The 21,932-nt window shown below is 66.2% G+C and carries 18 protein-coding genes; 7 read left to right on the top strand and 11 right to left on the bottom strand.

Annotation, left to right across the window (positions count from 1 at the left end; translation table 11 throughout):
* The first annotated feature begins 34 nt into the window (after positions 1-34).
* Both U5A57_RS28065 and U5A57_RS28060 read left to right on the top strand, forming a co-directional pair.
* Positions 35-1,078, top strand: coding sequence for a folate-binding protein (locus tag U5A57_RS28065; protein WP_321914885.1), 1,044 nt, complete (start codon positions 35-37; stop codon positions 1,076-1,078).
* Positions 1,079-1,169: 91 nt separating this feature from the next.
* Entirely contained in the window at positions 1,170-2,024 is an 855-nt protein-coding gene (locus tag U5A57_RS28060) for an NRDE family protein (RefSeq protein ID WP_321914884.1), read from the top strand.
* 7 nt (positions 2,025-2,031) lie between these two features.
* On the opposite strand, the gene U5A57_RS28055 is transcribed toward U5A57_RS28060, so the two are convergent.
* The 9 genes from U5A57_RS28055 to U5A57_RS28015 form a co-directional block, all read right to left on the bottom strand.
* Positions 2,032-2,994, bottom strand: a complete 963-nt coding sequence (locus U5A57_RS28055) for an alpha/beta hydrolase (RefSeq protein WP_321914883.1) — start codon at positions 2,992-2,994, stop codon at positions 2,032-2,034.
* 23 nt (positions 2,995-3,017) lie between these two features.
* Positions 3,018-3,899, bottom strand: a complete 882-nt coding sequence (locus U5A57_RS28050) for an SDR family oxidoreductase (protein ID WP_321914882.1) — start codon at positions 3,897-3,899, stop codon at positions 3,018-3,020.
* A gap of 89 nt (positions 3,900-3,988) precedes the next feature.
* Positions 3,989-4,987, bottom strand: coding sequence for an NADP-dependent oxidoreductase (locus tag U5A57_RS28045; RefSeq protein WP_321914881.1), 999 nt, complete (start codon positions 4,985-4,987; stop codon positions 3,989-3,991).
* A 111-nt stretch (positions 4,988-5,098) separates the two neighbouring features.
* Entirely contained in the window at positions 5,099-5,545 is a 447-nt protein-coding gene (locus tag U5A57_RS28040) for a PaaI family thioesterase (RefSeq protein ID WP_321914932.1), read from the bottom strand.
* 89 nt (positions 5,546-5,634) lie between these two features.
* Positions 5,635-5,937 (bottom strand): Dabb family protein, encoded by a 303-nt coding sequence (locus U5A57_RS28035; RefSeq protein ID WP_321914880.1) that lies wholly within the window; start codon positions 5,935-5,937, stop codon positions 5,635-5,637.
* Positions 5,938-6,111: 174 nt separating this feature from the next.
* A complete protein-coding gene (locus tag U5A57_RS28030) occupies positions 6,112-7,290 on the bottom strand; it encodes an acetyl-CoA C-acyltransferase (RefSeq protein WP_321914878.1) in 1,179 nt (392 codons plus the stop codon).
* A gap of 53 nt (positions 7,291-7,343) precedes the next feature.
* Entirely contained in the window at positions 7,344-7,979 is a 636-nt protein-coding gene (pncA, locus tag U5A57_RS28025) for a bifunctional nicotinamidase/pyrazinamidase (RefSeq protein WP_321914877.1), read from the bottom strand.
* Between the two features lie 33 nt (positions 7,980-8,012).
* Positions 8,013-10,094, bottom strand: a complete 2,082-nt coding sequence (locus U5A57_RS28020; protein WP_321914876.1) for a 3-hydroxyacyl-CoA dehydrogenase NAD-binding domain-containing protein — start codon at positions 10,092-10,094, stop codon at positions 8,013-8,015.
* Positions 10,095-10,330: 236 nt separating this feature from the next.
* Positions 10,331-12,019 (bottom strand): 3-(methylthio)propionyl-CoA ligase, encoded by a 1,689-nt coding sequence (locus U5A57_RS28015; RefSeq protein WP_321914875.1) that lies wholly within the window; start codon positions 12,017-12,019, stop codon positions 10,331-10,333.
* 167 nt (positions 12,020-12,186) lie between these two features.
* Here U5A57_RS28015 and U5A57_RS28010 point away from each other — a divergent pair, with 167 nt between their 5' ends.
* From U5A57_RS28010 to U5A57_RS27990, 5 genes are all read left to right on the top strand, one after another.
* On the top strand, positions 12,187-13,785 hold the full coding sequence (locus tag U5A57_RS28010) for a protein adenylyltransferase SelO (protein WP_321914874.1): 1,599 nt from the start codon (positions 12,187-12,189) through the stop codon (positions 13,783-13,785).
* Between the two features lie 50 nt (positions 13,786-13,835).
* On the top strand, positions 13,836-14,255 hold the full coding sequence (gene msrB, locus U5A57_RS28005; protein ID WP_321914873.1) for a peptide-methionine (R)-S-oxide reductase MsrB: 420 nt from the start codon (positions 13,836-13,838) through the stop codon (positions 14,253-14,255).
* Positions 14,256-14,369: 114 nt separating this feature from the next.
* Entirely contained in the window at positions 14,370-14,903 is a 534-nt protein-coding gene (locus tag U5A57_RS28000) for a septation protein A (protein ID WP_042269484.1), read from the top strand.
* Complete coding sequence (locus U5A57_RS27995; RefSeq protein WP_321914872.1) at positions 14,900-15,208, top strand: BolA family protein; 309 nt, start codon at positions 14,900-14,902, stop codon at positions 15,206-15,208. The genes U5A57_RS28000 and U5A57_RS27995 overlap by 4 nt, the downstream gene beginning before the upstream one ends.
* 71 nt (positions 15,209-15,279) lie before the next feature.
* Positions 15,280-16,059, top strand: coding sequence for a peptidylprolyl isomerase (locus U5A57_RS27990; RefSeq protein ID WP_069268088.1), 780 nt, complete (start codon positions 15,280-15,282; stop codon positions 16,057-16,059).
* Between the two features lie 82 nt (positions 16,060-16,141).
* Here U5A57_RS27990 and U5A57_RS27985 read toward each other — a convergent pair whose 3' ends face one another.
* Positions 16,142-17,257 (bottom strand): Fic family protein, encoded by a 1,116-nt coding sequence (locus U5A57_RS27985; RefSeq protein WP_321914871.1) that lies wholly within the window; start codon positions 17,255-17,257, stop codon positions 16,142-16,144.
* Positions 17,258-17,475: 218 nt separating this feature from the next.
* Entirely contained in the window at positions 17,476-21,552 is a 4,077-nt protein-coding gene (gene purL / locus U5A57_RS27980) for a phosphoribosylformylglycinamidine synthase (RefSeq protein WP_321914870.1), read from the bottom strand.
* Positions 21,553-21,932: the final 380 nt, after the last annotated feature.

The following is a 21,932-nucleotide window of genomic DNA, read 5'->3' as shown; positions in this document are numbered from 1 at the left end:
TCGCTAAAGTCAGGATTGACTGTTCCCCGAATCCATGAACTCACCGCTCGATCCCGCTTCCACGCTCTCCGCTCCTGAATTTTCCCCTGCCGATGCGCCTCCAGGCGCGGCCGACTTCGACGCCGTTCTGCAAGGGGGCGCCTACGCGATCCTGCCGCAGTTCGGCGTGATCGACGCCAATGGCGACGACGCGGCGACCTTCCTGCACAGCCAGCTCACCAACGACGTCCAGCATCTCGACGTAGCCGGTGCGCGCCTTGCGGGCTACTGCTCGCCCAAGGGGCGTCTGCTTGCCTCGTTCCTCACCTGGAAGACGGGCGACACCATCCGCCTCCTGATCTCGAAGGACGTGCAGGCAACGGTGCAAAAACGCCTGTCGATGTTCGTGCTGCGCGCCAAGGCCAAGCTCACCGACGACACCGACAAGCTGCTCGTGGTGGGCCTCGCGGGCGACGTGCGCGGCGCGCTCGCGAGCGTGTTCGACGCCCTGCCAGACGGCGTGCACGTGAAAGTGGACGACCCCGCAGGCACGCTGATCCGCGTGCCCGACGCGGCCGGCGTGCTGCGTTATCTGTGGGTCGGCCCGAAAGAAGCCGTGCAGGCGCGCCTCGCGAAGCTCGACGGTGCGGTGAAGCGCGTGCCGCCGGCCGTGTGGGACTGGCTCGACATTCGCGCGGGCGAGCCGCGCATCACGCAGGCCGTGAGCGAGCAGTTCGTGCCGCAGATGGTCAATTACGACGTGCTGGGCGGCGTGAATTTCCGCAAGGGCTGCTATCCGGGCCAGGAAATCGTCGCGCGCAGCCAGTATCGCGGCACGATCAAGCGCCGTACCGCGCTCGCCAATGTGGCCGCGAGCCTGGACGCCGCGCACGCGGGCGTCGAGCTGTTCCACTCGGACGACCCGAGCCAGCCGTGCGGCATGGTCGTGAACTCAGCAGCCGCGCCCGAGGGCGGCGTCGATCTGCTCGCCGAGATCAAGCTTGCCGCGCTCGAAACGGGTAGCGTGCATCTGGGCGCCGCGGACGGCCCCGCGCTGCGCGTGCTGCCGCTGCCGTACGCGTTGCCTGCCGAAGTTTGACGCCGCACACCGCGTCCATTGCGAGTGAGGCGCCCAGCGTCTCTCAACGCGTGGGCGCGGCCCCACTCCCGACCCTGCAAGGGCCCACCTCATGTGCCTGATCGTCTTCGACTGGCGTCCGCGCGCGAACGCTGGCGCGCTTTTCACGCTCGCGGCCAACCGCGACGAGTTCCTGCGCCGCACCGCCGATCCCCTGCACTGGTGGAGCGTCTCAGACGACGTCACGTCGCCGGGCAGTTCGGCAACGGGCGTGCTGGCGGGCCGCGATCTCGTGGGCGGCGGCACCTGGCTTGGCATGACGCGCAGCGGCCGCTTCGCCGCGCTCACGAACTATCGCGCGCCGAACGACATGCGCCCCGACGCACCCACGCGCGGCACGCTCGTCTCGCGCTGGCTCACCGGCGCGCAGGATCTGCCCGATACGCCGCTCGGCTATCTCGACGAAATCGCGCGCTCGGGCGACCTCTACAACGGCTTCAATCTGATCGTCGGCGACTGGGCGAGGCGCGAGCTTGCGTGGTACTGCAATCGCGCGGACCGTGCGCCCGCGTTGCTGCCCGAAGGCACGCACGGTATTTCGAACGCCGTGCTCGACACACCGTGGCCCAAGCTCGTGCGCAAGCGCGCCGAACTCGCGCAACTCGCAGGAGGCGACGCGCAGGTGCCGCTCGCACGGCTCGTAGAGATGATGCGGGACCCGCAAGTCGCGCCCGACCGCGACTTGCCCGCTACGGGTATTTCACTGGAACGCGAACGCGCGCTTTCCGCGGCCTTCATCGAAACGCCCGATTACGGCACGCGCGGCACCACGGCGCTGCGTGTCACGCTGCGCGGCGCCCTTCTGGATGTGGAAGCGATAGAGCGCAGCGACGACGACGGCTCGCACCGTGTCGCGCGCCCGGGTGCCTTCGAGCGCCACGAGACCTACACGGTCGAAAGAGGCTAAGCGCGCTTTAGTCGCCCGTGCCGAGCGCCGCACGCAGCGCGTGGACAGCCTGCAGCTGGGCGCGCCGCGCCTCGTCGATGAACGCGCCCATCTTGATGAACTCGTGAATCACGCCGTCGAATCGCTCGAGCGTGACCTCGTTGCCTGCGTCGCGCAGCTTTTGCGCATAGGCCACGCCTTCGTCCACTAGAGGATCGAACTCGGCCACACCGATCCATGCCGGAGCGACGCCGCGAAAATCCGGCTCGCCGCGCATGCCGTCGAGCGGCGCAAAACGCCAGTCGTCGCGATCCGAGTTGTCGCGTACATAGTGATCGAAGAACCACTGGATAGTCGGTGCGGTCAGCAAATGGCCATCTGCAAGACGCTTGTGCGATTCGGTCTGCTGATGCGCGCTCACGGCCGGATAGAACAGCAGCTGCAGCACCGGCGCGATACCCGCGTCGCGCGCCAGCACTGCGCAGACCGTAGCGAGCGTGCCGCCCGCACTGTCGCCGCCCACGGCGAAGCGCGAGTCATCCAGCGCATACTCGGCCGCGTGCGCGTGGAGCCATGTGTAGGCGTCGAACGCGTCGTGCACCGCCGTCGGGAAACGATGTTCGGGCGCGAGCCGGTAGTCCACGGAAAACACGGCGCAGCGTGCATCGCGCGCGAACATGCGGCAAAGCGCATCGTGCGTGTCGACGCTGCCGATCGTGAAGCCGCCGCCGTGATAGTAGACGAGCACAGGCAGGGGTTCCGCCCAGGTCGGTTCGACCGGCAGGTAAAGCCTCGCGCGGATCGTTGCGCCGTCGCGCACTGACACCTGAAGGTCTTCCACGCCATGCATCGGCGCAGCGGGAATTTCGAGCACCGTCGCGCTTTTTTCATACTCGGCGCGCGCCGCCTGCGCCGTCTGCTCGTGATACGGCGCGCGGCCCGTGCGGGCCACCATGTCGAGCACGAGTGCGATCTTCGCGGTGAGAGGCATGGCACGGACCCCGTGCGCCGCTTTTATTGCGGCGCTTTCTTGACTTCAGGTTTGAGCGAGAGCGGATCGGTCGGATTGCGCAATGTTTCGATGTCCTCATGACGCAGCTTCACCGAAGCGAGAATCTGCGGATGCGTGAGGATATAGAAACGCCCTTCCCGCACGGCGTCGAACGTCACTTTCGCGACGTCGTCGGGCGTGAGCTTGCCGGAGCGCACCGCGCGCTGCAACTGCAGATCGGCGGCCTGCTGCGAGCGCGTGAGCGGCGTTTCGTTGCGCAACTCGCCGGGGCGGCTGCGCTCGGCGTTCGCAATACCGGTCGGCACGAAGGCGGGGCACAGCAGCGAGCAGCTCACGCGGTCGCTCACGTTCTTCAGGTCGTGATAGAGCGTTTCGGTCAGCGAGACCACCGCATGCTTCGACGCGTTGTACACGCCCATGGCAGGCGGCGATAGCAGCCCCGCCACCGAAGCCGTGTTGACGATATGCGCGCGCTCGCCCTGTTCGAGCATGAGCGGCGTGAAGCTGCGCACGCCGTTGGCCACGCCCATCACATTCACGCCAAACACCCAGTCCCAGTCCTTTGCGCTGCTCTCCCACACGAAGCCGCCGGTGCCAACGCCTGCGTTGTTGAAAAGCAGATGCACTTTGCCGTAGGCATCGAGTGCGGCTTTCGCGAGCGCGTCGACCTGCGCGGCGTCGCGCACGTCGGTACGCACGCCGATGGCCTGTGCGCCGTCTTCGCGCAGTGCATGGACGGTTTCGTCGAGCAGCGCCTGATCGACATCGGCAAGCACGAGCTTCATGCCAAGCGCTGCGGCCTGCTGCGCAAACGCGCGGCCAAAGCCGCTTGCCGCGCCCGTGATGACGGCCACACGGCCGTCGAACTCAAACGGTTCGGACATTGCGAATCCTGCGGTAAAGGTTGCGGTGAAAACTGCAGACGGAAAAGCGAAGCGCCCTTTCCGGGCGCTTGCTTCTATCAGTGAAACCGTTAAATCAGCTTGACCAGCTGCTTGCCGAAGTTCTGGCCTTTGAGCATACCAAGGAACGCGCCCGGCGCATTCTCGAGCCCTTCGGCCACGCTCTCGCGATACGCGAGCTGCTGCTTCGCGACCAGCGTACCCAGTTCCGTGAGCGCCTGCGGCCACACTTCCATGTGCTCGCTCACGATGAAACCCTGCACGAGCAGGCGCTGCGTGAGCAGCAGTTGCGGATACTTCAGCGGCATCGGCTCGCCGTCGTAGCCCGCGATCATGCCGCACAGCGCGATGCGCCCGAACGCGTTCATGCGCGCGAGCGTGGCGTCGAGCACCGCGCCGCCGACGTTCTCGAAGTAGCCGTCCACGCCGTCCGGCGTCGCCGCCTTGAGGTCCTGATAGAGATTGCCCGCCTTGTAATCGACGCAGGCGTCGAAACCGAGCGTCTCGACGACATAGCGGCATTTGTCCGCGCCGCCGGCAATACCCACGGCACGGCAGCCCGCGCGCTTCGCGAGCTGGCCGACCACACTGCCCACCGCGCCGCTCGCCGCGCTCACGACCACGGTTTGCCCGGCCTTCGGCTCGATGATGCGATTCAGGCCGTACCACGCGGTGACGCCCGGCATGCCCACGGGCCCGAGGTACGCGGCAAGCGGCACGTGGGTCGTATCGACGACGCGCAGGTCGCTGCCGGTCGACGTGCCGAACTCCTGCCACCCGAACATGCCCACGACCTTGTCGCCGACCTTGAACTTCGCGTTGTGCGATTCGACCACCTCGCCCACCGTGCCGCCGATCATCACCGAGTCGAGCGGCTGCGGCGCCGCGTACGACTTGCTGTCGCTCATCCGCCCGCGCATGTACGGGTCGAGCGAGAGGTAGTGGTTGCGCACGCGCACCTGGCCCTCTTCGAGCGGTGCGAGCGGCGTTGTGACGAGGCGGAAGTTATCGACGCTCGCGGCGCCTTCCGGGCGCGAAGCGAGCAGGATCTGGCGATTGGTCTGGGTCATGGCGTCCGTGTTGCTTCGTTGGGCGCGGCGAGGCGTTGCACGCCTGCCGCGCAAGAGAACCGCGATCGGGTGCGCGCGAGCAAAGCCCTCGCTCGCGCCCGATCACGCGTATTAACCGTCGCTCGGGCCCGGCCGCGCGCTGGGATCGCTGCGCAAACGCTGACGCGTCACGTCGCGGCCCACCGCAAGCCGGCGCATGTACTTGAAGGTGCCGAGCGCCTTGGCGACGAAATGGCCTTCGCTGTCGCGAATCTCGCCTTCGCAATAGGCCATGGTGGTGGAACGGTGCAGCACGCGGCCGCTGGCGCGCAATTCGCCGCGCCCCGGCTGCATGAAGTTCACTTTCATTTCGACGGTGACGACACCCACGCCGTCGGCGGCGACGCTGCGGGCCGCCATCGCAAGTGCGATGTCGGCAAGCGTCATCGTCACGCCGCCGTGCGCGACGTCCCACGTATTCAGATGCCGCTCGGCGAGCGGCAACACGACTTCGCTTGCCCCGTCGCGCGCGCTCACGAGTTGCGCGCCGAGATGCTCGACGAAAGGACTTTCGATGATCGTGAGCGATGTTTGCGGGTTTTGCTGCGCTTCGCCTGTTGGCGCGCCGCCGCCCTGGGATTGATCTGCGGTACCGATCATGATGCGCTTCAGACCACGTAGTCCACGCACTGGCGCGACTCGACCACGAGCTTCGCGAACTGCTTCACCACGAGATGTTCAGGGTGGTCCTGATAGCCGTCGAGCGCCGCCTGATCGGCGAAGTCGGAAACGAGCACGAGGTCGAACGTGGAAGCGAGACCCGGCGCGGCCACACCGACTTCGAGGTGCAGCGTGCCCGGCACGAGGTTGCGGCAGCCTTCGAGCAATGCCTTGAACTTCACGACATTCTCGGCACGCGTCGCACCTTCGGCCGACTCCTTGAGCTTCCACATCACGATATGACGAATCACGAACTCACCTCTTCTGTCTGCATGGGAACAGGCGCCGCACCGTGCGCGCGCCGACAGCCGTCATGATACCTGCAGCGGCCTGGGCGCGAGGGCGGCCCGGCGCACGCCAACGCGCGCAAAGCGGTGGCCTGGCCGGGACAGCGGCGAACGCTTGCGAATCCGCCGCGCCCTGCGTCAAACGACTTCGAAGAGGCCGGCAGCACCCTGCCCGCCGCCGATGCACATCGTCACCACGACGAACTTCGCGCCGCGGCGCTTGCCTTCGATGAGCGCGTGGCCCGTGAGGCGAGCGCCCGACACGCCATACGGGTGGCCGACGGCAATCGCGCCGCCATTCACGTTCAGGCGGTCGGCGGGAATGCCTAGCTTGTCGCGGCAATACAGCACCTGCACTGCGAACGCTTCGTTCAACTCCCACAGGCCGATGTCCTCGACCTTCAGGCCCGTCTGCTTGAGGAGCTTGGGCACCGCGAAGACGGGACCGATGCCCATCTCGTCCGGCTCGCAGCCCGCCACGGCAAAACCGCGGAAGATGCCGAGCGGCTGCAGGCCTTCGCGCTCCGCGACCTTCGCGTTCATCACGACGCAGGCGCTCGCGCCGTCCGAGAACTGGCTCGCGTTGCCGGCGGTGATGACGCCGCCCGGCATCGCCGTGCGGATCTTCGACACGCCTTCGAGCGTGGTGTCGGCGCGGATGCCTTCGTCGGCGGCGATCGTCACTTCCTTCGTGACGAGCTGGCCGGTGGCCTTGTCGGCGACACCGGCGAGCACCGTCATCGGCACGATTTCGTCGTTGAAGAGGCCCGCGGCCTGCGCGGCCGCAGCACGCAACTGCGATTGCACGCCGTATTCATCCTGGCGCTCCTTCGAGATCTCGTAGCGCTTCGCGACGTTCTCGGCCGTTTGCAGCATGCTCCAGTAGATTTCGGGCTTGTGCTGGTTGAGCCAGCCTTCGGCCATCATGTGGCGGTTCATCTCGTTCTGCACGCACGAGATCGATTCCACGCCGCCCGCGACGAACACATCGCCTTCGCCCGCGATCACGCGTTGCGCGGCGAGCGCGATCGTCTGGAGTCCGGACGAACAGAAACGGTTCACCGTCATGCCCGCCACGCTCACGGGCAGGCCTGCGCGCAGCGCGATCTGGCGCGCGATATTCGCGCCGGTCGCGCCTTCGGGGTTCGCGCAACCCATGATCACGTCTTCCACGCGCGCGGGGTCGATCTTCGCACGCTCGACGGCGGCTTGCGTCACATGGCCGCCCAGCGTGGCGCCGTGCGTCATGTTGAAGGCGCCCTTCCAGGACTTGGCGAGGCCCGTGCGGGCGGTCGATACGATTACGGCGTCAGTCATGCGATGTCTCCCACTACGAATATTGAATCCAGAGGATGTCTTTGATCGAGCGTTCAAGCGGACAATGCCAGCACCTCGGCCGACTGCGCGCGCTTCACGCCGGCGGCGAGCAGCTGCTCCCACGCGGCGGCAAGCGAGCCGTTCAGGTCGATGGCGCGCGAAGCGTCTTCGATCAGCACGGTTTCGAAGCCCGCGGCGCGCGCGTCAAGCGCGGACCACGCCACGCAATAGTCGGTCGCGAGGCCGCAGCAGTACACGCGCTTCACGCCCACGTCGCGCAAGTAACCCGCGAGGCCCGTGGGCGTCTTGCGGTCGGCTTCGAGAAACGCGGAGTAGCTGTCCACGTCGGCGTGATGGCCCTTGCGGATCACCGCGCGCGCATGCGGCACATTCAGGTCGCGATGCAACGCCGCGCCTTCAGTGCCCTGCACGCAATGCACGGGCCACAGCACCTGCTCGCCATAGGGCAGCGTCGTTGTCTCGAACGGCGCGCGCCCCGCGTGGTTGGCCGCAAACGAAACGTGCTGCGCCGGGTGCCAGTCCTGTGTGAGCACCACATGGCTGAAGCCCTGCGCAAGCCGGTTGGCGACCGGCACGACTTCATCGCCATGCGCGACGGCAAGCGCCCCGCCCGGCATGAAGTCGTATTGCAGGTCGATCAGCAGGAGCACGTCGTCTGCGCTTCTCATGATGTTCGTCCGCCTGTTCGCTCTCGATGAAACTTAGTTGAACGTACCGCCCTTGGCAGCCAGCTCGACGATCGAAGGCGCGACTTCCCACGCCTCGCCGTTGCGCTGCTGCGCATAGCGGCGAATGGCGCGCGCGACGTTATAGAGGCCGACCGTGTCGGCGTACAGCATCGGGCCGCCGCGCCACAGCGGGAAGCCGTAGCCCGTGAGATAGACCATGTCGACGTCGGACGCCTTCGAGGCGATGCCCTCTTCGAGAATCTTCGCGCCTTCGTTGACGAGCGAGAACACGAGACGCTCGACGATTTCCTCGTCGCTGATCTTGCGGCGCTCGACACCGGCTTCCTTCGAGTACGCCACGATCATGTCGTCCACGAGCTTCGAAGGCAGCGCGTTGCGCTCGCCCGCCTTGTAGTCGTACCAGCCCGCGCCGGTCTTCTGCCCGAAGCGGCCGGTTTCGCACAGGCGGTCGGCGATCTTCGAGTACTTCATGTCCGGATGTTCCTGATAGCGGCGCTTGCGAATCGCCCAGCCGATATCGTTGCCGGCCAGGTCGCTCATGCGGAACGGGCCCATGGCGAAGCCGAACTTCTCGATCGCGCGGTCCACCTGCGCGGGCAGCGCGCCTTCTTCGAGCATATAGAGCGCCTGGCGCACGTACTGCTCGATCATGCGGTTGCCGATGAAGCCGTCGCACACGCCCGACACCACGGCCGTCTTGCGGATCTTCTTCGCGACCTGCATGACGGTGGCGAGCACGTCCTTGGCCGTTTCCTTGCCACGCACGACTTCCAGCAGCTTCATCACGTTGGCAGGGCTAAAGAAGTGCAGACCCACCACGTCCTGCGGACGCTTCGTGAAGGCCGCGATCTTGTCGACGTCGAGCGTCGAGGTGTTCGAGGCGAGAATCGCGCCGGCCTTGGCGACTTCGTCGAGGCGCTTGAACACCTGCTCCTTCACGCCGAGTTCTTCGAACACCGCTTCGATGATGAGATCGGCTTGCTTGAGATCGTCGTAGGAAAGCGTCGGGCTGATGAGCGCCATGCGCGCTTCCACCTTCTCCTGCGTGAGCTTGCCCTTCTTGACCTGGGCTTCATAGTTCTTGCGGATCGTGGCGACGCCGCGGTCGAGCGCTTCCTGCTTCGTTTCGAGCAGCGTGACGGGCAGGCCCGCGTTGAGGAAGTTCATCGTGATGCCGCCGCCCATCGTGCCCGCGCCGATCACGGCCACCTGCTGGATGTCGCGCGTGGGCGTGCTCGACGGCACGTCGGGAATCTTGCTCGCGGCACGCTCGCCGAAGAACGCGTGGCGCAGCGCGCGGCTTTCCGGCGTCTGCACGAGTTCGAGGAAGCATTCGCGCTCGAACACGAGACCCTTGTCGAAGCCCTGCTTCACGCCCGCTGCGATGGCATCCACGCACTTCACCGGCGCGGGATAGTTCTTCGCCATCGCGCCAACGGTGTTGCGCGAGAACTGCAGGAAGCCTTCGGGGTTCGGATGCTCGATCTTGCGGTTGCGCACGAGCGGATGCGGCCCTTGCTTGTCAGCCGCCTTGCGCGCGAAAGCGATGGCCTCTTCGAGCAGATCGCCTTGCGCCATCGCGTCGAACAGCCCCGAATTCGCGAGCTTTTCGCTCATCACCGGGGCGCCCGTCACGATCATGTTGAGGGCGGCTTCGAGGCCGATCGCACGCGGCAGGCGCTGCGTGCCGCCCGCGCCCGGCAGAATGCCGAGCTTCACTTCCGGCAGCGCGATCTGCGCGCCCGGCGCGGCAATACGGTAGTGCGCGCCGAGCGCCAGTTCGAGACCGCCGCCCATCGCCACGCTGTGGATCGCGGCGACGACCGGCTTCGCGCTCTTCTCGACTTCCTTGATGACGGTGTGGAGCGTGGGCTCCTGCATCGCCTTGGGCGTATTGAATTCGGTGATGTCCGCGCCGCCCGAGAACGCCTTGCCGGCGCCCGTGATCACGATGGCCGAAACGGCCGGATCGCTCGCGGCGCGCGCGAGGCCCTCGACAATGCCCGCGCGGGTCGAATGCCCGAGGCCGTTGACGGGCGGATTATTGAGCGTGATGACGGCAACGCCGTCGCGAGTCGTGTAGTCCACTGCCATTTGCCTGCCTCCATGCTTGCGGGCCGCGATGTGCGTCGTCGGCTTCATTGTCCGACATTCCCGGTCAGCAGGCAGAATACCCAAAAAAGAACGTTCGTTCAATTTTTTGCTGCGCTGCGCATGCCAGGGTTTGTACTGAATGGGCGGATCTGGCGGGCCGGCGGGCAAAAGTCGGAAGAAAAAAAACGCAGCCAGAGGCTGCGCCGGAGAACCTTTGCGCGGTTGCGCGCTGTGGTTTAGTCGTGTTTCGCGACGTCTTGCGCCGGATCGAACGGGCAACCTTCCACCGCAAGCGCAGTCGGCAGCACGTACGAGCGAAACTGCTCGCGCAGCTTGAGCTTTTGCAGCTTGCCCGTTGCCGTGTGCGGCAATTCCTCGACGAACACGGCGTCGTCGGGTAGCCACCATTTCGCGACCTTGCCTTCAAAGAAGGCCAGCAGTTCCTCGCGGGTGACCGTGGCGCCGGGCTTCTTCACGGCAACGATGAGCGGCCGCTCGGTCCAGCGCGGATGCGCGCACGCAATGCACGCGGCCTCCGCAATGGCCGGATGCGCCACCGCGATGTTTTCGAGGTCGATCGAGCTGATCCACTCGCCGCCCGACTTGATCACGTCCTTGCTGCGGTCGGTGATGTGCAGAAAGCCGTCGGGGTCGATCGTGGCGACGTCGCCCGTGGGGAACCAGCCTTCCACGAGCGGCGAGCCGCCGTCCTGCCGGAAGTAGCGGTCGATCACCCACGGCCCGCGCACATGCAGGTCGCCGAACGTCACGCCGTCCCACGGCAGCTCCCGCCCGTTCTCGCCGACGATCTTCATGTCCACGCCGAAAATCACGCGCCCTTGCTTCTCGAGCAGCGCTTGCTGCGCTTCGCGCGGGCGCTTCGACTGCTCCCAGTTGAGCTTCGCAAGCGTGCCGAGCGGCGACATCTCCGTCATGCCCCACGCGTGGATCACCTGCACACCGTAGTCGTCCTCGAAGGTGCGCAGCATGGCGGGCGGGCACGCCGAACCGCCGATCACCGTGCGCTTGAGCGTGGAAAAGCGCACGCCCGCGCCGCGCATGTACGCGAGCAGGCCGAGCCAGACAGTCGGCACGCCGGCCGAGGCGGTCACGCCTTCGGCCTCCATGAGTTCGTAGAGCGACTTGCCGTCGAGATCCTTGCCGGGCACCACGAGCTTCGTGCCCGTGAGCGGCGCGGCATGCGGGATGCCCCACGCATTCACATGGAACATCGGCACGACGGGCAGAATGGCGTCGAGCGCGGATAGTCCCAGCGCGTCGGGCAGCGAGCCGGCGTAGGCGTGCAGCACCGAAGACCGGTGCGTGTAGAGCGCGCCCTTCGGATTGCCCGTGGTGCCGGACGTGTAGCAAAGGTTCGACGCGCTACGCTCGTCGAGTTCGGGCCACGTGTAGTTGCCGTCTTGCGCCGCGAGCAGTGTTTCGTAGCAGAGCACTTCCGTGCGCATGGGCGGCCGGTGCGACTCGTCGCACAGCGCGATCCAGCCGCGTACGTTCGGGCATTGCGGCGCGATCGTATCGACGAGCGCAGCGAACGTGATGTCGAACAGCACGTAGCGGTCGTCGGCGTGATTGACGATCCATGCGATCTGCTCGGGAAAAAGACGCGGATTGATGGTGTGGCACACGGCGCCGAAACCGGTCACGCCGAAATACGCTTCGAGATGCCGATAGCCATTCCAGGCCAGGGTGCCCACGCGCTCGCCCGGCGCCACGCCAAGCGCGATGAGCGCCTGTGCAAGCTGCTTCGAGCGCACCTCGCATTCGCGGTAGGTGTAGCGATGAATATCGCCCTCGATACGGCGCGAGACGATTTGCGCGCTGCCATGATGGCGCGCCGCATGCGCGATCAACGACGAGAGCGTGAGCGGCACATCCATCATCTGTCCCAGCAGCGGCGCACTCATCGTTGGCGGTCTCCTCGCGTTGATCGGCGTTGTGTGTCGTAATCTTTCGCGTCGCGCTTTCACGTTTTACTTTCGCGCATCGGGCGGCACGCCGGCAGGCTTCGAACGTGCTCCAGCACGCCGGCGGGTGCGGAATTACAATATCGAGTATTCAACAGGCCCTCAATATGTCGTTTTCACCAGGCACACCCGAATCCCAAGGCGGCTCGTCCGCTACGCACACGCCCGCCACCGGTCCGCTCGCCGACTTCGAACGCGCCTTGATCGCGCCGCGCGACGACGCCTTTGCCGCGCTCGGCGCCCGCTTCTATACGCGGCTGCCGGGCGCGCCACTGCCAGCACCCTACGTCGTCGGCTTTTCGAAGGGCATAGCCGCGCAACTCGGGCTCGATGCATCCGCTGCTGCCGATCCCGCATTCGCGGCGTTCTTTTGCGGGAATTTCACGCGCGAGCGCTCGCCATCGACCATGTCGTACGCAACGGTCTACTCGGGCCACCAGTTCGGCGTATGGGCAGGCCAGCTCGGCGACGGCCGCGCACTCACGCTCGGTGAAGTCGGGCACGAGGGCAAACGCAACGAGATCCAGCTCAAGGGCGCGGGCCGCACGCCCTACTCGCGCATGGGCGACGGCCGCGCGGTGCTGCGCTCGTCGATCCGCGAATTCCTGTGCTCGGAGGCCATGCATCATCTCGGCATTCCGACCACGCGTGCGCTCACGGTCACTGGCTCCGACCAGCCCGTGCGCCGCGAAGAGATGGAGACGGCCGCGGTCGTCACGCGCGTGTCGCCGAGCTTCGTGCGCTTCGGCCACTTCGAGCACTTCTACTCGCACGACGACGTCGATGCGTTGCGTGCGCTCGCCGACCACGTGATCGCGCGCTTCTATCCGCAACTGCGCGAAGCCGACGACCCGTACCTCGCCCTGCTCGACGAAGCGGTGCGCAGCACGGCGGCGCTGATGGTCGAGTGGCAGGCCGTGGGCTTCTGCCACGGCGTGATGAATACCGACAACATGTCGATTCTCGGCCTCACGATCGACTACGGTCCGTTCGGCTTCATGGACGGCTTCGACGCGAACCACATCTGCAATCATTCGGATTCGCAGGGCCGCTACGCGTACCGCATGCAGCCGCAGATTGCCTACTGGAATCTCTTTTGCCTCGCGCAGGCCCTGGTGCCGCTGTTCGGCGCGCACTACGACATCGCCGACGAAAAGAAGCGCGGCGAGCGCGTGGTGGCCGACGCGCAAGGCGTGCTCGAGCGCTTCAAGGGGCACTTCGCGCCGGCACTCGAAGCGCGCATGCGCGCGAAGCTCGGCCTCGCGCATGCGCGCGAAGGCGACGACGCGCTCGCGAACAAGCTCTTCGAAATCATGCATGCCAACCGGGCCGATTTCACGCTCACGTATCGCAATCTCGCGCGCGTGTCGAAGCATGACGCGAGCGGCGACACGTCCGTGCGCGACCTCTTTCTCGATCGCGCCGCCTTCGACGCCTGGGCGGCCGACTACCGCGCGCGCCTTGCGCACGAAACACGCGACGACGCCGCGCGCGCCGAGGCGATGAACCGCACGAATCCGAAATACGTGCTGCGCAATCACCTCGCGCAAACCGCGATCGAGCGCGCCGCGCAAAAGGACTTCAGCGAGGTCGAACGGCTCGCGAAGGTGCTGGAGCGGCCATTCGACGAGCAGCCCGAGCACGCGTCGTACGCGGGGCTGCCGCCCGACTGGGCGAGTTCGCTCGAAGTCAGTTGCTCTTCGTGAGCGCGCCCCCATCTACGTGATCCGTGTTTCCCACCCGACAGGAACCCAACATGAGCCAGGACGACCATAACTCCACCGCCTACCCGGGCTACAAAGCCGACGAGCAATGGCGGGAGCAGCTCGACGAAACGCAGTACCAGGTCACGCGCCACGCCGCGACCGAGCGCGCGTTCACGGGCAAGTACTGGGACCACTTCGACCGGGGTGTGTACGACTGCGTGTGCTGCGGCACGCCGCTCTTCGAGTCCGACACGAAATTCGACGCGGGCTGCGGCTGGCCGAGCTACTTCCGCCCGATCAACGGCGAGGTGATCGAGGAGAAAACCGACCGTACGCACGGCATGCTGCGCATCGAGGTGCGCTGCAAGAACTGCGGCGCACACCTCGGCCACGTGTTCGAAGATGGTCCGGCCCCAACGGGCCTTCGGTATTGCATCAATTCGGCTGCGCTACAATTCGAGCCCAAGTGAACGCTGGCAAGGCAGCCCCGCGCCCCGCGCGGGGCCCCATCGGGTGAAACAGGGCCTTGAAAGCGACGTGCCCTCTTTTGCACGGGGCTCATTTTGTAACCTCTCAGGCCGATAATGAAATTCCTGTTTGATCTGTTCCCGATCATCCTCTTTTTCGTCGCATTCAAGCTGTGGGGCATCTTCACGGCGACGGCCGTGGCGATCGGTGCGACGCTCGTGCAGATCGCCTGGGTGGCGTTCCGCCACCGCAAGGTCGACCCGATGCTGTGGCTTTCGCTTGGCATCGTCGTCGTGTTCGGCGGCGCCACGCTGATGCTGCACGACGAAACCTTCATCAAGTGGAAGCCCACGGTGCTCTACTGGGCGTTCTCGGTCGTGCTGCTCGTTTCACAAGTGGCCTTCGGCAAGAACCTCATCGAAGCGATGATGGGCAAGCAGATCACACTGCCGCCGCGCATCTGGACGCAATTGAACTTCGTGTGGTCGATCTTCTTCGCGCTGCTCGGCATTCTCAATCTGTTCGTGGCGTTCCACTTCTCCACCGACGCGTGGGTCGACTTCAAGCTCTTCGGCGCGACCGGCATCCTGGTGGTGTTCATCGTCGGCCAGAGCCTGTGGCTTTCGCGTTACATGAAGGAAGAAGAATGAGCGACGTCTTTCTCAACGCGAGCCCGGCCGAGCGTATGGCGCTCATCGAAACGCGCCTGACCGCGGCGCTCGCGCCCGTTTCCATCGAGGTGCGCGACGACAGCGCGCAGCACGCCGGACACGCCGGCGCCGCTGCCGGCGGTCACTATCATGTCACGATCGTTGCGCCCGCATTCGCGGGGAAAGCCCGCGTGGCAAGGCATCGCATGGTGTATGATGCGCTGGCCGAAGCCATGCAGCGCGGCATTCACGCACTCGCGATCACGGCGCTCACGCCCGAAGAAGCCGCGGCGCTGCCCCGGTAAGCCCCACGTTAGATTTCGATCTGCTTGATTCTTTTGTTCGCCATTTTGGTTCGCCCCGTTAGGACTTTCCGATGACCTTGAAGAAGACCCATCTCTGGGTGTTGCTGGCTGCGTGCGCGGCGGCCCCCGCCTTTGCGCAGAACATCGCCGTCGTGAACGGCACGCCGATTCCCAAAGCGCGCGCCGATGCGCTGGTCCAGCAACTCGTCCAACAAGGCCAGCAGGATTCGCCGCAACTGCAAATGGCGGTGCGCGAAGAGCTCGTGAACCGCGAAATCCTCATGCAGGAAGCCATTCGCGAGGGCATTCCGAACAACCCCGACGTGAAGGCGCAAATCGCCGTGGCCCAGCAGACCGTCGTGCTGCGCGCGCTGATTCAGAACTTCGTGAAGAACAACCAGCCGACCGACGCCGAAGTCAAGGCGCGCTACGACCAGCTCACGAAGGACGCGGGCGGCAGCGAATACCACCTGCACCACATCCTCGTGGACAACGAGCAGCAGGCCAAGGACCTGATCGCGAAGATCAAGGCCGGCGCCAGCTTCGAAGACCTCGCGAAACAATACTCGAAGGACCCGGGCTCGGCCAAGAACGGCGGCGACCTCGACTGGTCGGACCCGAAGGCGTATGTGCCGGAATTCGCGGCCGCGGCCACGCATCTGCAGAAAGGCCAGATGACCGATACGCCGGTGCACACGCAGTTCGGCTGGCACATCATCCGCGTGGACGATATCCGCCCGGTCACGCCGCCGCCGCTCGAGCAGGTGCGCCCGCAGATCGTTCAGCAGATCCAGCAGGAAAAGCTGCAGGCGTTCGAAGAGAATCTGCGCAAGCAAGCGAAGATTCAGTAAGGCCGAATCGCGGCACATGCGTCACTTGCGCCGCTCGTAAGAACCCCGCGACCTTTCGAAGGCGCGGGGTTTTTGTTTGTGGCTACGCGTTGAGCTCGTAGCTCGTGCTGCGCCCGCCGCCCTGCGCTTTGCGCAGCACGCCGCGCGCCACGAGATCGTTGATGTCGCGTAACGCGGTATCGGACGAACATTTGGCGATGGCGGCCCACTTCCCGCTCGTGAGCTTGCCGTCGAAACCGTCGAGCAGACGGTTGAGCAGCTTGACTTGCCGCTCGTTGAACGGCGTCGTGGCCCAGTCGCGCCAGAAACGCGCCTTGGCGAGCACCGCGTCCAGCGTGATCTGCGCCTGATCGACCGCGCGATGCAGCGTGTCGAAGAACCAGGCGAGCCACAGCGTGACGTCCATCGAGCCGCGCTGCGTGCGCTCCAGAATGTCGTAATAGCCCTTGCGCTCCCGCTGGATCTGCGCGGAGAGGCTGTAAAAGCGCTGCGCACTGCCGTCCGCGCGCGCGAGCAGCAAGTCGCCGATGGCTCTCGCCACCCGGCCGTTGCCGTCGTCGAACGGGTGCAGCGTGACGAACCATAGATGGCCGAGGGCGGCCTTGATGAGCGGCGGCTCCTGTGCCGGGCCGTTGAGCCAGTCGAGAAAGCGCCGCGTCTCGGCCTCCAGCCGGGTCGCGGGCGGTGCCTCGAAATGCACGCGCTGACGGCCAATCGGCCCCGAGATCACCTGCATGGGCCCGCTCGCATCGTCGCGCCATGCGCCGACATTGATTCGCGAGAGACCCGCGTAGCCCGTAGGAAACAGCGCGGCGTGCCAGCCGAACAGGCGCTCGCGCGTGACCGGCGCGCGGCTGTTGGTGGTCGCGTCGAGCACCATTTCCACAACGCCTTCAACGTGGCGATCCACGGGCGCGAGCGCCCCGATGTCCACGCCCATTCGACGCGCAATGGACGAGCGCACGGAGGCGACATTGAGCTGTTCGCCTTCGATCTCGCTCGTCTTGAGCACGTCCTCCGTGAGCGCCGCGAGGCTCGCCTGATCGCGCAGCGCCATGCCGACATCGGCCAGCCGGCCCACCAGCAAGCCTTGGGCGCGACTGACCTCGGCCATGGGCTCGGCGAGCGCCGTCAGATCGAAGCGCCACTGAGGCCAGTCGCCGGCTTGCCAGATGTAGGTGTATTCGCCGCTATTCATGCGGCGATTATGAGACGTATTCGCCGCACGCACAAGCTAATCGCCGCGAAAAATGCGGCGATTAGCGCCGGTATTCGCCGCAAGACTCACCGGTCGGCGTCCGAAAGGCAAAAACCCCGGCCCGCACTCGCAATCGAGGCATGGCCGGGGTTTTCAGTCGAGGCGAACGCGTTGGCGTGCCCCGGCGTCAAACGTCCGCGCGCGGTCCGGTCAGCGTGTTAGCCCACCCATTTGCGCGCGTTCTGGAACGCACGCATCCACGGGCTCGCCTCGCCCCAGGCTTCGGGGTGCCAGCTCATCGTCACCGTGCGCTGCACGCGCTCGGTGTGCGGCATGAGCACCGTAAAGCGGCCGTCGGGCGTCGTGACCGATGTGATGCCTTGCGGCGAGCCGTTCGGGTTGAACGGGTAGGCTTCCGTGGCCTGGGCACGATGGTCGACGTAGCGCATCGCCACGGCCACCTTCGAAAGGTCGCCCTGCTGCGAGAAGTCCGCGAAACCTTCGCCGTGCGCGACCGCCACCGGAATGCGCGAGCCTTCCATGCCGTTGAAGAAGATCGACGGCGAGCTCTCTACTTCCACGAGCGAGAAGCGCGCTTCGAACTGCTCCGACTTGTTGCGCGTGAACTTTGGCCAGGCTTCGGCTCCCGGGATCATCGAGGCGAGGCTCGACAGCATCTGGCAGCCGTTGCAGATGCCGAGCGCGAACGTGTCCTGACGCGCGAAGAACGCCGCGAACATGTCCGCGAGCTTCGCGTTGAAGCGAATCGTCTTGGCCCAGCCTTCGCCAGCGCCCAGCACGTCGCCGTACGAGAAGCCGCCGCAGGCCACCGCGCCCGCGAAGTCGGCGAGCGTGGCGCGGCCTTCGAGCAGGTCACTCATGTGGACGTCGTGCGCGTCGAAGCCGGCGCGGTCGAATGCGTACGCGGTTTCGAGGTGCGAGTTCACGCCCTGCTCGCGCAGGATCGCCACGCGCGGACGCGCGCCCTTGCCGATGAACGGCGCGGCGATGTCCTCGGCCGGATCGAACGTGAGATGCGGCTGCATGCCAAGGTCGGCGGCGTCGAGCAGCGCGTCGTATTCGGAGTCGGCGCAGGCGGGGTTGTCGCGCAGGCGCGCAATGCGCCAGCTCACTTCGCTCCACACACGCTGCAGTTCGGCGCGCGGCGCGTCGTAGATGCGCTTGGCGTCACGGTAGATTTCGATCGAGTCGCGCGGGTTCAGCGTGCCGATCACGTGCGAGCAGACCGACAAGCCGTGCGTGCGCAGCACCGCCATCACGGCGTCGCGTTGCTGTGCCGGCACCTGGATCACGGCGCCGAGTTCTTCGGAGAAGAGCGCGCGCAGCGTGCGGTCTTCGCGGCGGCCGCTCGTTTGCTTCGCCCAGTCCTTGGCGTCGCCGTAGTCGGACTCGTGCTCGCTGTCGAGCGTGAGCATGTCCACATTCAGCGACACGCCCGTGTGGCCCGCGAAGGCCATTTCGCAAACCGTCGCCCACAGGCCGCCGTCCGATCGGTCGTGGTACGCGAGCAGCTGCTCGTTCGCGTTCAGTTGCTGGATGGCCGTGAAGAACTGCTTGAGGTCTTCGGCGCTGTCCACGTCGGGCACCGCGTCGCCTACTTGCTGCGTGACCTGCGCGAAGATGCTGCCGCCCATGCGGTTCTTGCCGCGGCCCAGATCGATGGCGATCAGGACCGACTCGCCCACTTCGTCAACGCGGCGCAGTTGCGGCGTGAGATGGCGGCGCACATCTTCGACCGGCGCGAACGCCGAGATGATGAGCGAAACCGGCGCGACCACTTCCTTCGCCACGCCCTCCTCGTTCCACTTCGTGCGCATGGAGAGCGAATCCTTGCCCACCGGAATGCCGATGCCAAGCGCCGGGCACAGCTCCATGCCGATCGCCTTCACGGTGTCGTACAGCGCGGCGTCTTCGCCCGGTGCGCCGCACGCGGCCATCCAGTTCGCGGAAAGCTTGAGCTTGTCGAGCGACAGGATCGGTGCGCTCGCGATATTGGTGATCGCCTCGCCCACGGCCATGCGGCCCGATGCCGGCGCGTCGATCACGGCGAGCGGCGTACGCTCGGCCATCGTCATCGCTTCGCCTTTGTAACCGGCGTAGTCGAGCGCGGTGATCGCGCAGTCGGCCACCGGCACCTGCCACGGGCCGACCATCTGGTCGCGCACCGTCGTGCCGCCCACCGAGCGGTCGCCGATGGTGATGAGGAACGTCTTGCTGCCCACGGTCGGGTGACGCAGCACGCTCTTCGCGACTTCGTCGAACGAGATGCCCGTGACTTCGACCGGCGAAAGCGGCACGCTCGCGTGTTCGACGTTGCGATGCATGCGCGGCGGCTTGCCGAGCAGGATGTCCATCGGCATGTCGACGGGCTGGTGGCCGCCGTTGGCTGCGAGTGCGTGCTCGTCGGTGTCGATGAGCTTCAGGTCGCGCGCGTCGGTTGCGACACCCACGACGGCGAACGGACAGCGCTCACGCTCGCAGATCGCCTTGAACTCGGCCAGATCGGCGGGCGCGATCGCGAGAACGTAGCGTTCCTGCGATTCGTTCGACCAGATTTCGCGCGGCGAAAGCCCCGACTCTTCGAGCTGGACCTCGCGCAGTTCGAAGCGCGCGCCCTTGTCCGCGCCGTCGACGAGTTCCGGGAACGCGTTCGACAAACCGCCCGCGCCCACGTCGTGAATGCTCAGGATCGGATTGCGCTCGCCCAGCTGCCAGCACGAGTTGATCACTTCCTGCGCACGGCGCTCGATCTCGGGATTGCCGCGCTGCACCGAGTCGAAGTCGAGTTCGGCGGTGTTGGTGCCGGTCGCCATCGAGCTGGCCGCGCCGCCGCCCATGCCGATGCGCATGCCCGGGCCGCCGATCTGGATCAGCAGCGTGCCGGCCGGCAGGTCGTGCTTGTGCGTGTGCTGGGCGCTGATGTTGCCGAGGCCGCCCGCGATCATGATCGGCTTGTGATAGCCGCGCACGGTGCCCGCAACGTTCTGCTCGTAGGTGCGGAAGTAGCCGCCGAGGTTCGGGCGGCCGAATTCGTTGTTGAACGCGGCGCCGCCGAGCGGGCCGTCGATCATGATCTGCAGCGGCGAAGCGATGCGGTCCGGGCGGCCATAGGCGCCCTGCGTGTCGGCGGGATTGCGCAGCGTGAGCGGCACAGCCGCGTCGCGGGCGTCTTCCCATGCTTCGCGCGCGTCGGGCAGATCGAGGTTCGAGACCGTGAAGCCCGTGAGACCCGCCTTCGGGCGCGCGCCGCGGCCCGTCGCGCCTTCGTCGCGGATTTCGCCGCCCGAGCCCGTGGCCGCGCCGGCGAACGGCGAGATCGCCGTGGGGTGGTTGTGCGTCTCCACCTTCATCAGCGTGTGCGTGAGTTCGGTGTGGCGGCCGTACTGTTCGCCAGGCGTCCCGTCGGCGTTGGTCTTGCGCGGGAACCAGCGCTCCGCGACCGCGCCTTCCATGATCGACGAGTTGTCCGAGTACGCGACGATCGTGCCTTGCGGGCTGATCTTCTCGGTATTGCGGATCATCGCGAACAGCGACATATCCTGGTCCTGGCCGTCGATCGTCCAGCTCGCGTTGAAGATCTTGTGGCGGCAGTGCTCGCTGTTGGCCTGCGCGAACATCATCAACTCGACGTCGGTCGGGTTGCGCTCGAGCTTCTTGAAGTTCTCGACAAGGTAGTCGATTTCATCGTCGGCGAGCGCGAGGCCCAATTCGCCGTTGGCCGTTTCGAGAGCCGCACGACCGTGGCCCAGCACGTCGACCGTCTGCATCGGGCGGGCCGGCAGTTCGTCGAACAGGTGCAGCGCCGCGTCGCGCGAAGGCGCCACGCTCTCCGTCATGCGGTCGTGCAGCGCCGCCGCGACGGCCGCGTGCGCCTCTTCCGAAAGCGTCTTCTTGCCGCCGAGCAGACCCGACTTGAGCACCACGGTGTACTCGACGCCGCGCTCGATGCGGCGCAGGTGCTCGAGACCGCAATGGTGTGCGATGTCCGTGGCCTTGCTCGCCCACGGCGACACGGTGCCAAAACGCGGCACGACGAGGAACGTGAGCGCGCTGCCGCGCTCCTGCGGGGCCGCGAAGGGCGCGCCGTAGTGCATCAGCGCTTCGATCTTCGCGCTGTCGTCAGCGGAGAGCGGCGTGGCCGAGTTGACGAAATGCAGATACTGGCCGTGCACGCCGACGATGTTGGCGTCGATACGCTGAAGCGTCTCGAGCAGGCGGGTCTGACGGAAGTCGGAAAGGGCCGAAGCGCCGGGGAAACACGAGAAGTGGGCCATGGACTGGGGCGTTGCGTCGAGGTTGCGTCAGAGTTGCGTCGCGGCTTCGCCTCGCGCGAAACACGTCGCAAGGTGGCGATGCGTCGCGCGGGGATGGCGACGGTCAGGCGAAGGGAGACCGCGATTATAACCCGGAAGGACTGTCCTGGCCGCCCCTGCGGCCGCGCCGCGGACGGCTTTGCAGGCGCATCGCACCGTATTTCGAGACAGTCATGACGGACGGCAACGCAAACCGCACGCGAAAAGCACTGAATTTGCGATATGCCGGGCGCATCGATGCATGCGCCTCGACGTGCCCGAGGCTTGGCCCGCAAGGCGCCGGCGGCCTCGCAAGACGCATGTGGCACCCCGGCCTCGCGCATGGCGACGCGGGCGCTTTC

Source organism: Paraburkholderia sp. J11-2, assembly GCF_905220185.1.
In the GTDB taxonomy this organism is placed as follows: Bacteria; Pseudomonadota; Gammaproteobacteria; order Burkholderiales; family Burkholderiaceae; genus Paraburkholderia.
This window is presented reverse-complemented; position numbering and strand designations above follow the sequence as displayed.

Bases quoted from the DNA above. Each gene is read 5' to 3' on its own strand.
- U5A57_RS28010 (WP_321914874.1), top strand. From the start codon at position 12,187: ATGTCGTTTTCACCAGGCACACCCGAATCCCAAGGCGGCTCGTCCGCT.
- pncA (WP_321914877.1), bottom strand. From the start codon at position 7,979: ATGAGAAGCGCAGACGACGTGCTCCTGCTGATCGACCTGCAATACGAC.
- U5A57_RS28055 (WP_321914883.1), bottom strand. From the start codon at position 2,994: ATGCCTCTCACCGCGAAGATCGCACTCGTGCTCGACATGGTGGCCCGC.
- U5A57_RS28065 (WP_321914885.1), top strand. From the start codon at position 35: ATGAACTCACCGCTCGATCCCGCTTCCACGCTCTCCGCTCCTGAATTT.
- U5A57_RS28050 (WP_321914882.1), bottom strand. From the start codon at position 3,899: ATGTCCGAACCGTTTGAGTTCGACGGCCGTGTGGCCGTCATCACGGGC.
- U5A57_RS28045 (WP_321914881.1), bottom strand. From the start codon at position 4,987: ATGACCCAGACCAATCGCCAGATCCTGCTCGCTTCGCGCCCGGAAGGC.
- U5A57_RS28000 (WP_042269484.1), top strand. From the start codon at position 14,370: ATGAAATTCCTGTTTGATCTGTTCCCGATCATCCTCTTTTTCGTCGCA.
- U5A57_RS27985 (WP_321914871.1), bottom strand. From the start codon at position 17,257: ATGAATAGCGGCGAATACACCTACATCTGGCAAGCCGGCGACTGGCCT.
- U5A57_RS27995 (WP_321914872.1), top strand. From the start codon at position 14,900: ATGAGCGACGTCTTTCTCAACGCGAGCCCGGCCGAGCGTATGGCGCTC.
- purL (WP_321914870.1), bottom strand. From the start codon at position 21,552: ATGGCCCACTTCTCGTGTTTCCCCGGCGCTTCGGCCCTTTCCGACTTC.
- U5A57_RS28015 (WP_321914875.1), bottom strand. From the start codon at position 12,019: ATGAGTGCGCCGCTGCTGGGACAGATGATGGATGTGCCGCTCACGCTC.
- U5A57_RS28030 (WP_321914878.1), bottom strand. From the start codon at position 7,290: ATGACTGACGCCGTAATCGTATCGACCGCCCGCACGGGCCTCGCCAAG.
- U5A57_RS28020 (WP_321914876.1), bottom strand. From the start codon at position 10,094: ATGGCAGTGGACTACACGACTCGCGACGGCGTTGCCGTCATCACGCTC.
- msrB (WP_321914873.1), top strand. From the start codon at position 13,836: ATGAGCCAGGACGACCATAACTCCACCGCCTACCCGGGCTACAAAGCC.
- U5A57_RS27990 (WP_069268088.1), top strand. From the start codon at position 15,280: ATGACCTTGAAGAAGACCCATCTCTGGGTGTTGCTGGCTGCGTGCGCG.
- U5A57_RS28060 (WP_321914884.1), top strand. From the start codon at position 1,170: ATGTGCCTGATCGTCTTCGACTGGCGTCCGCGCGCGAACGCTGGCGCG.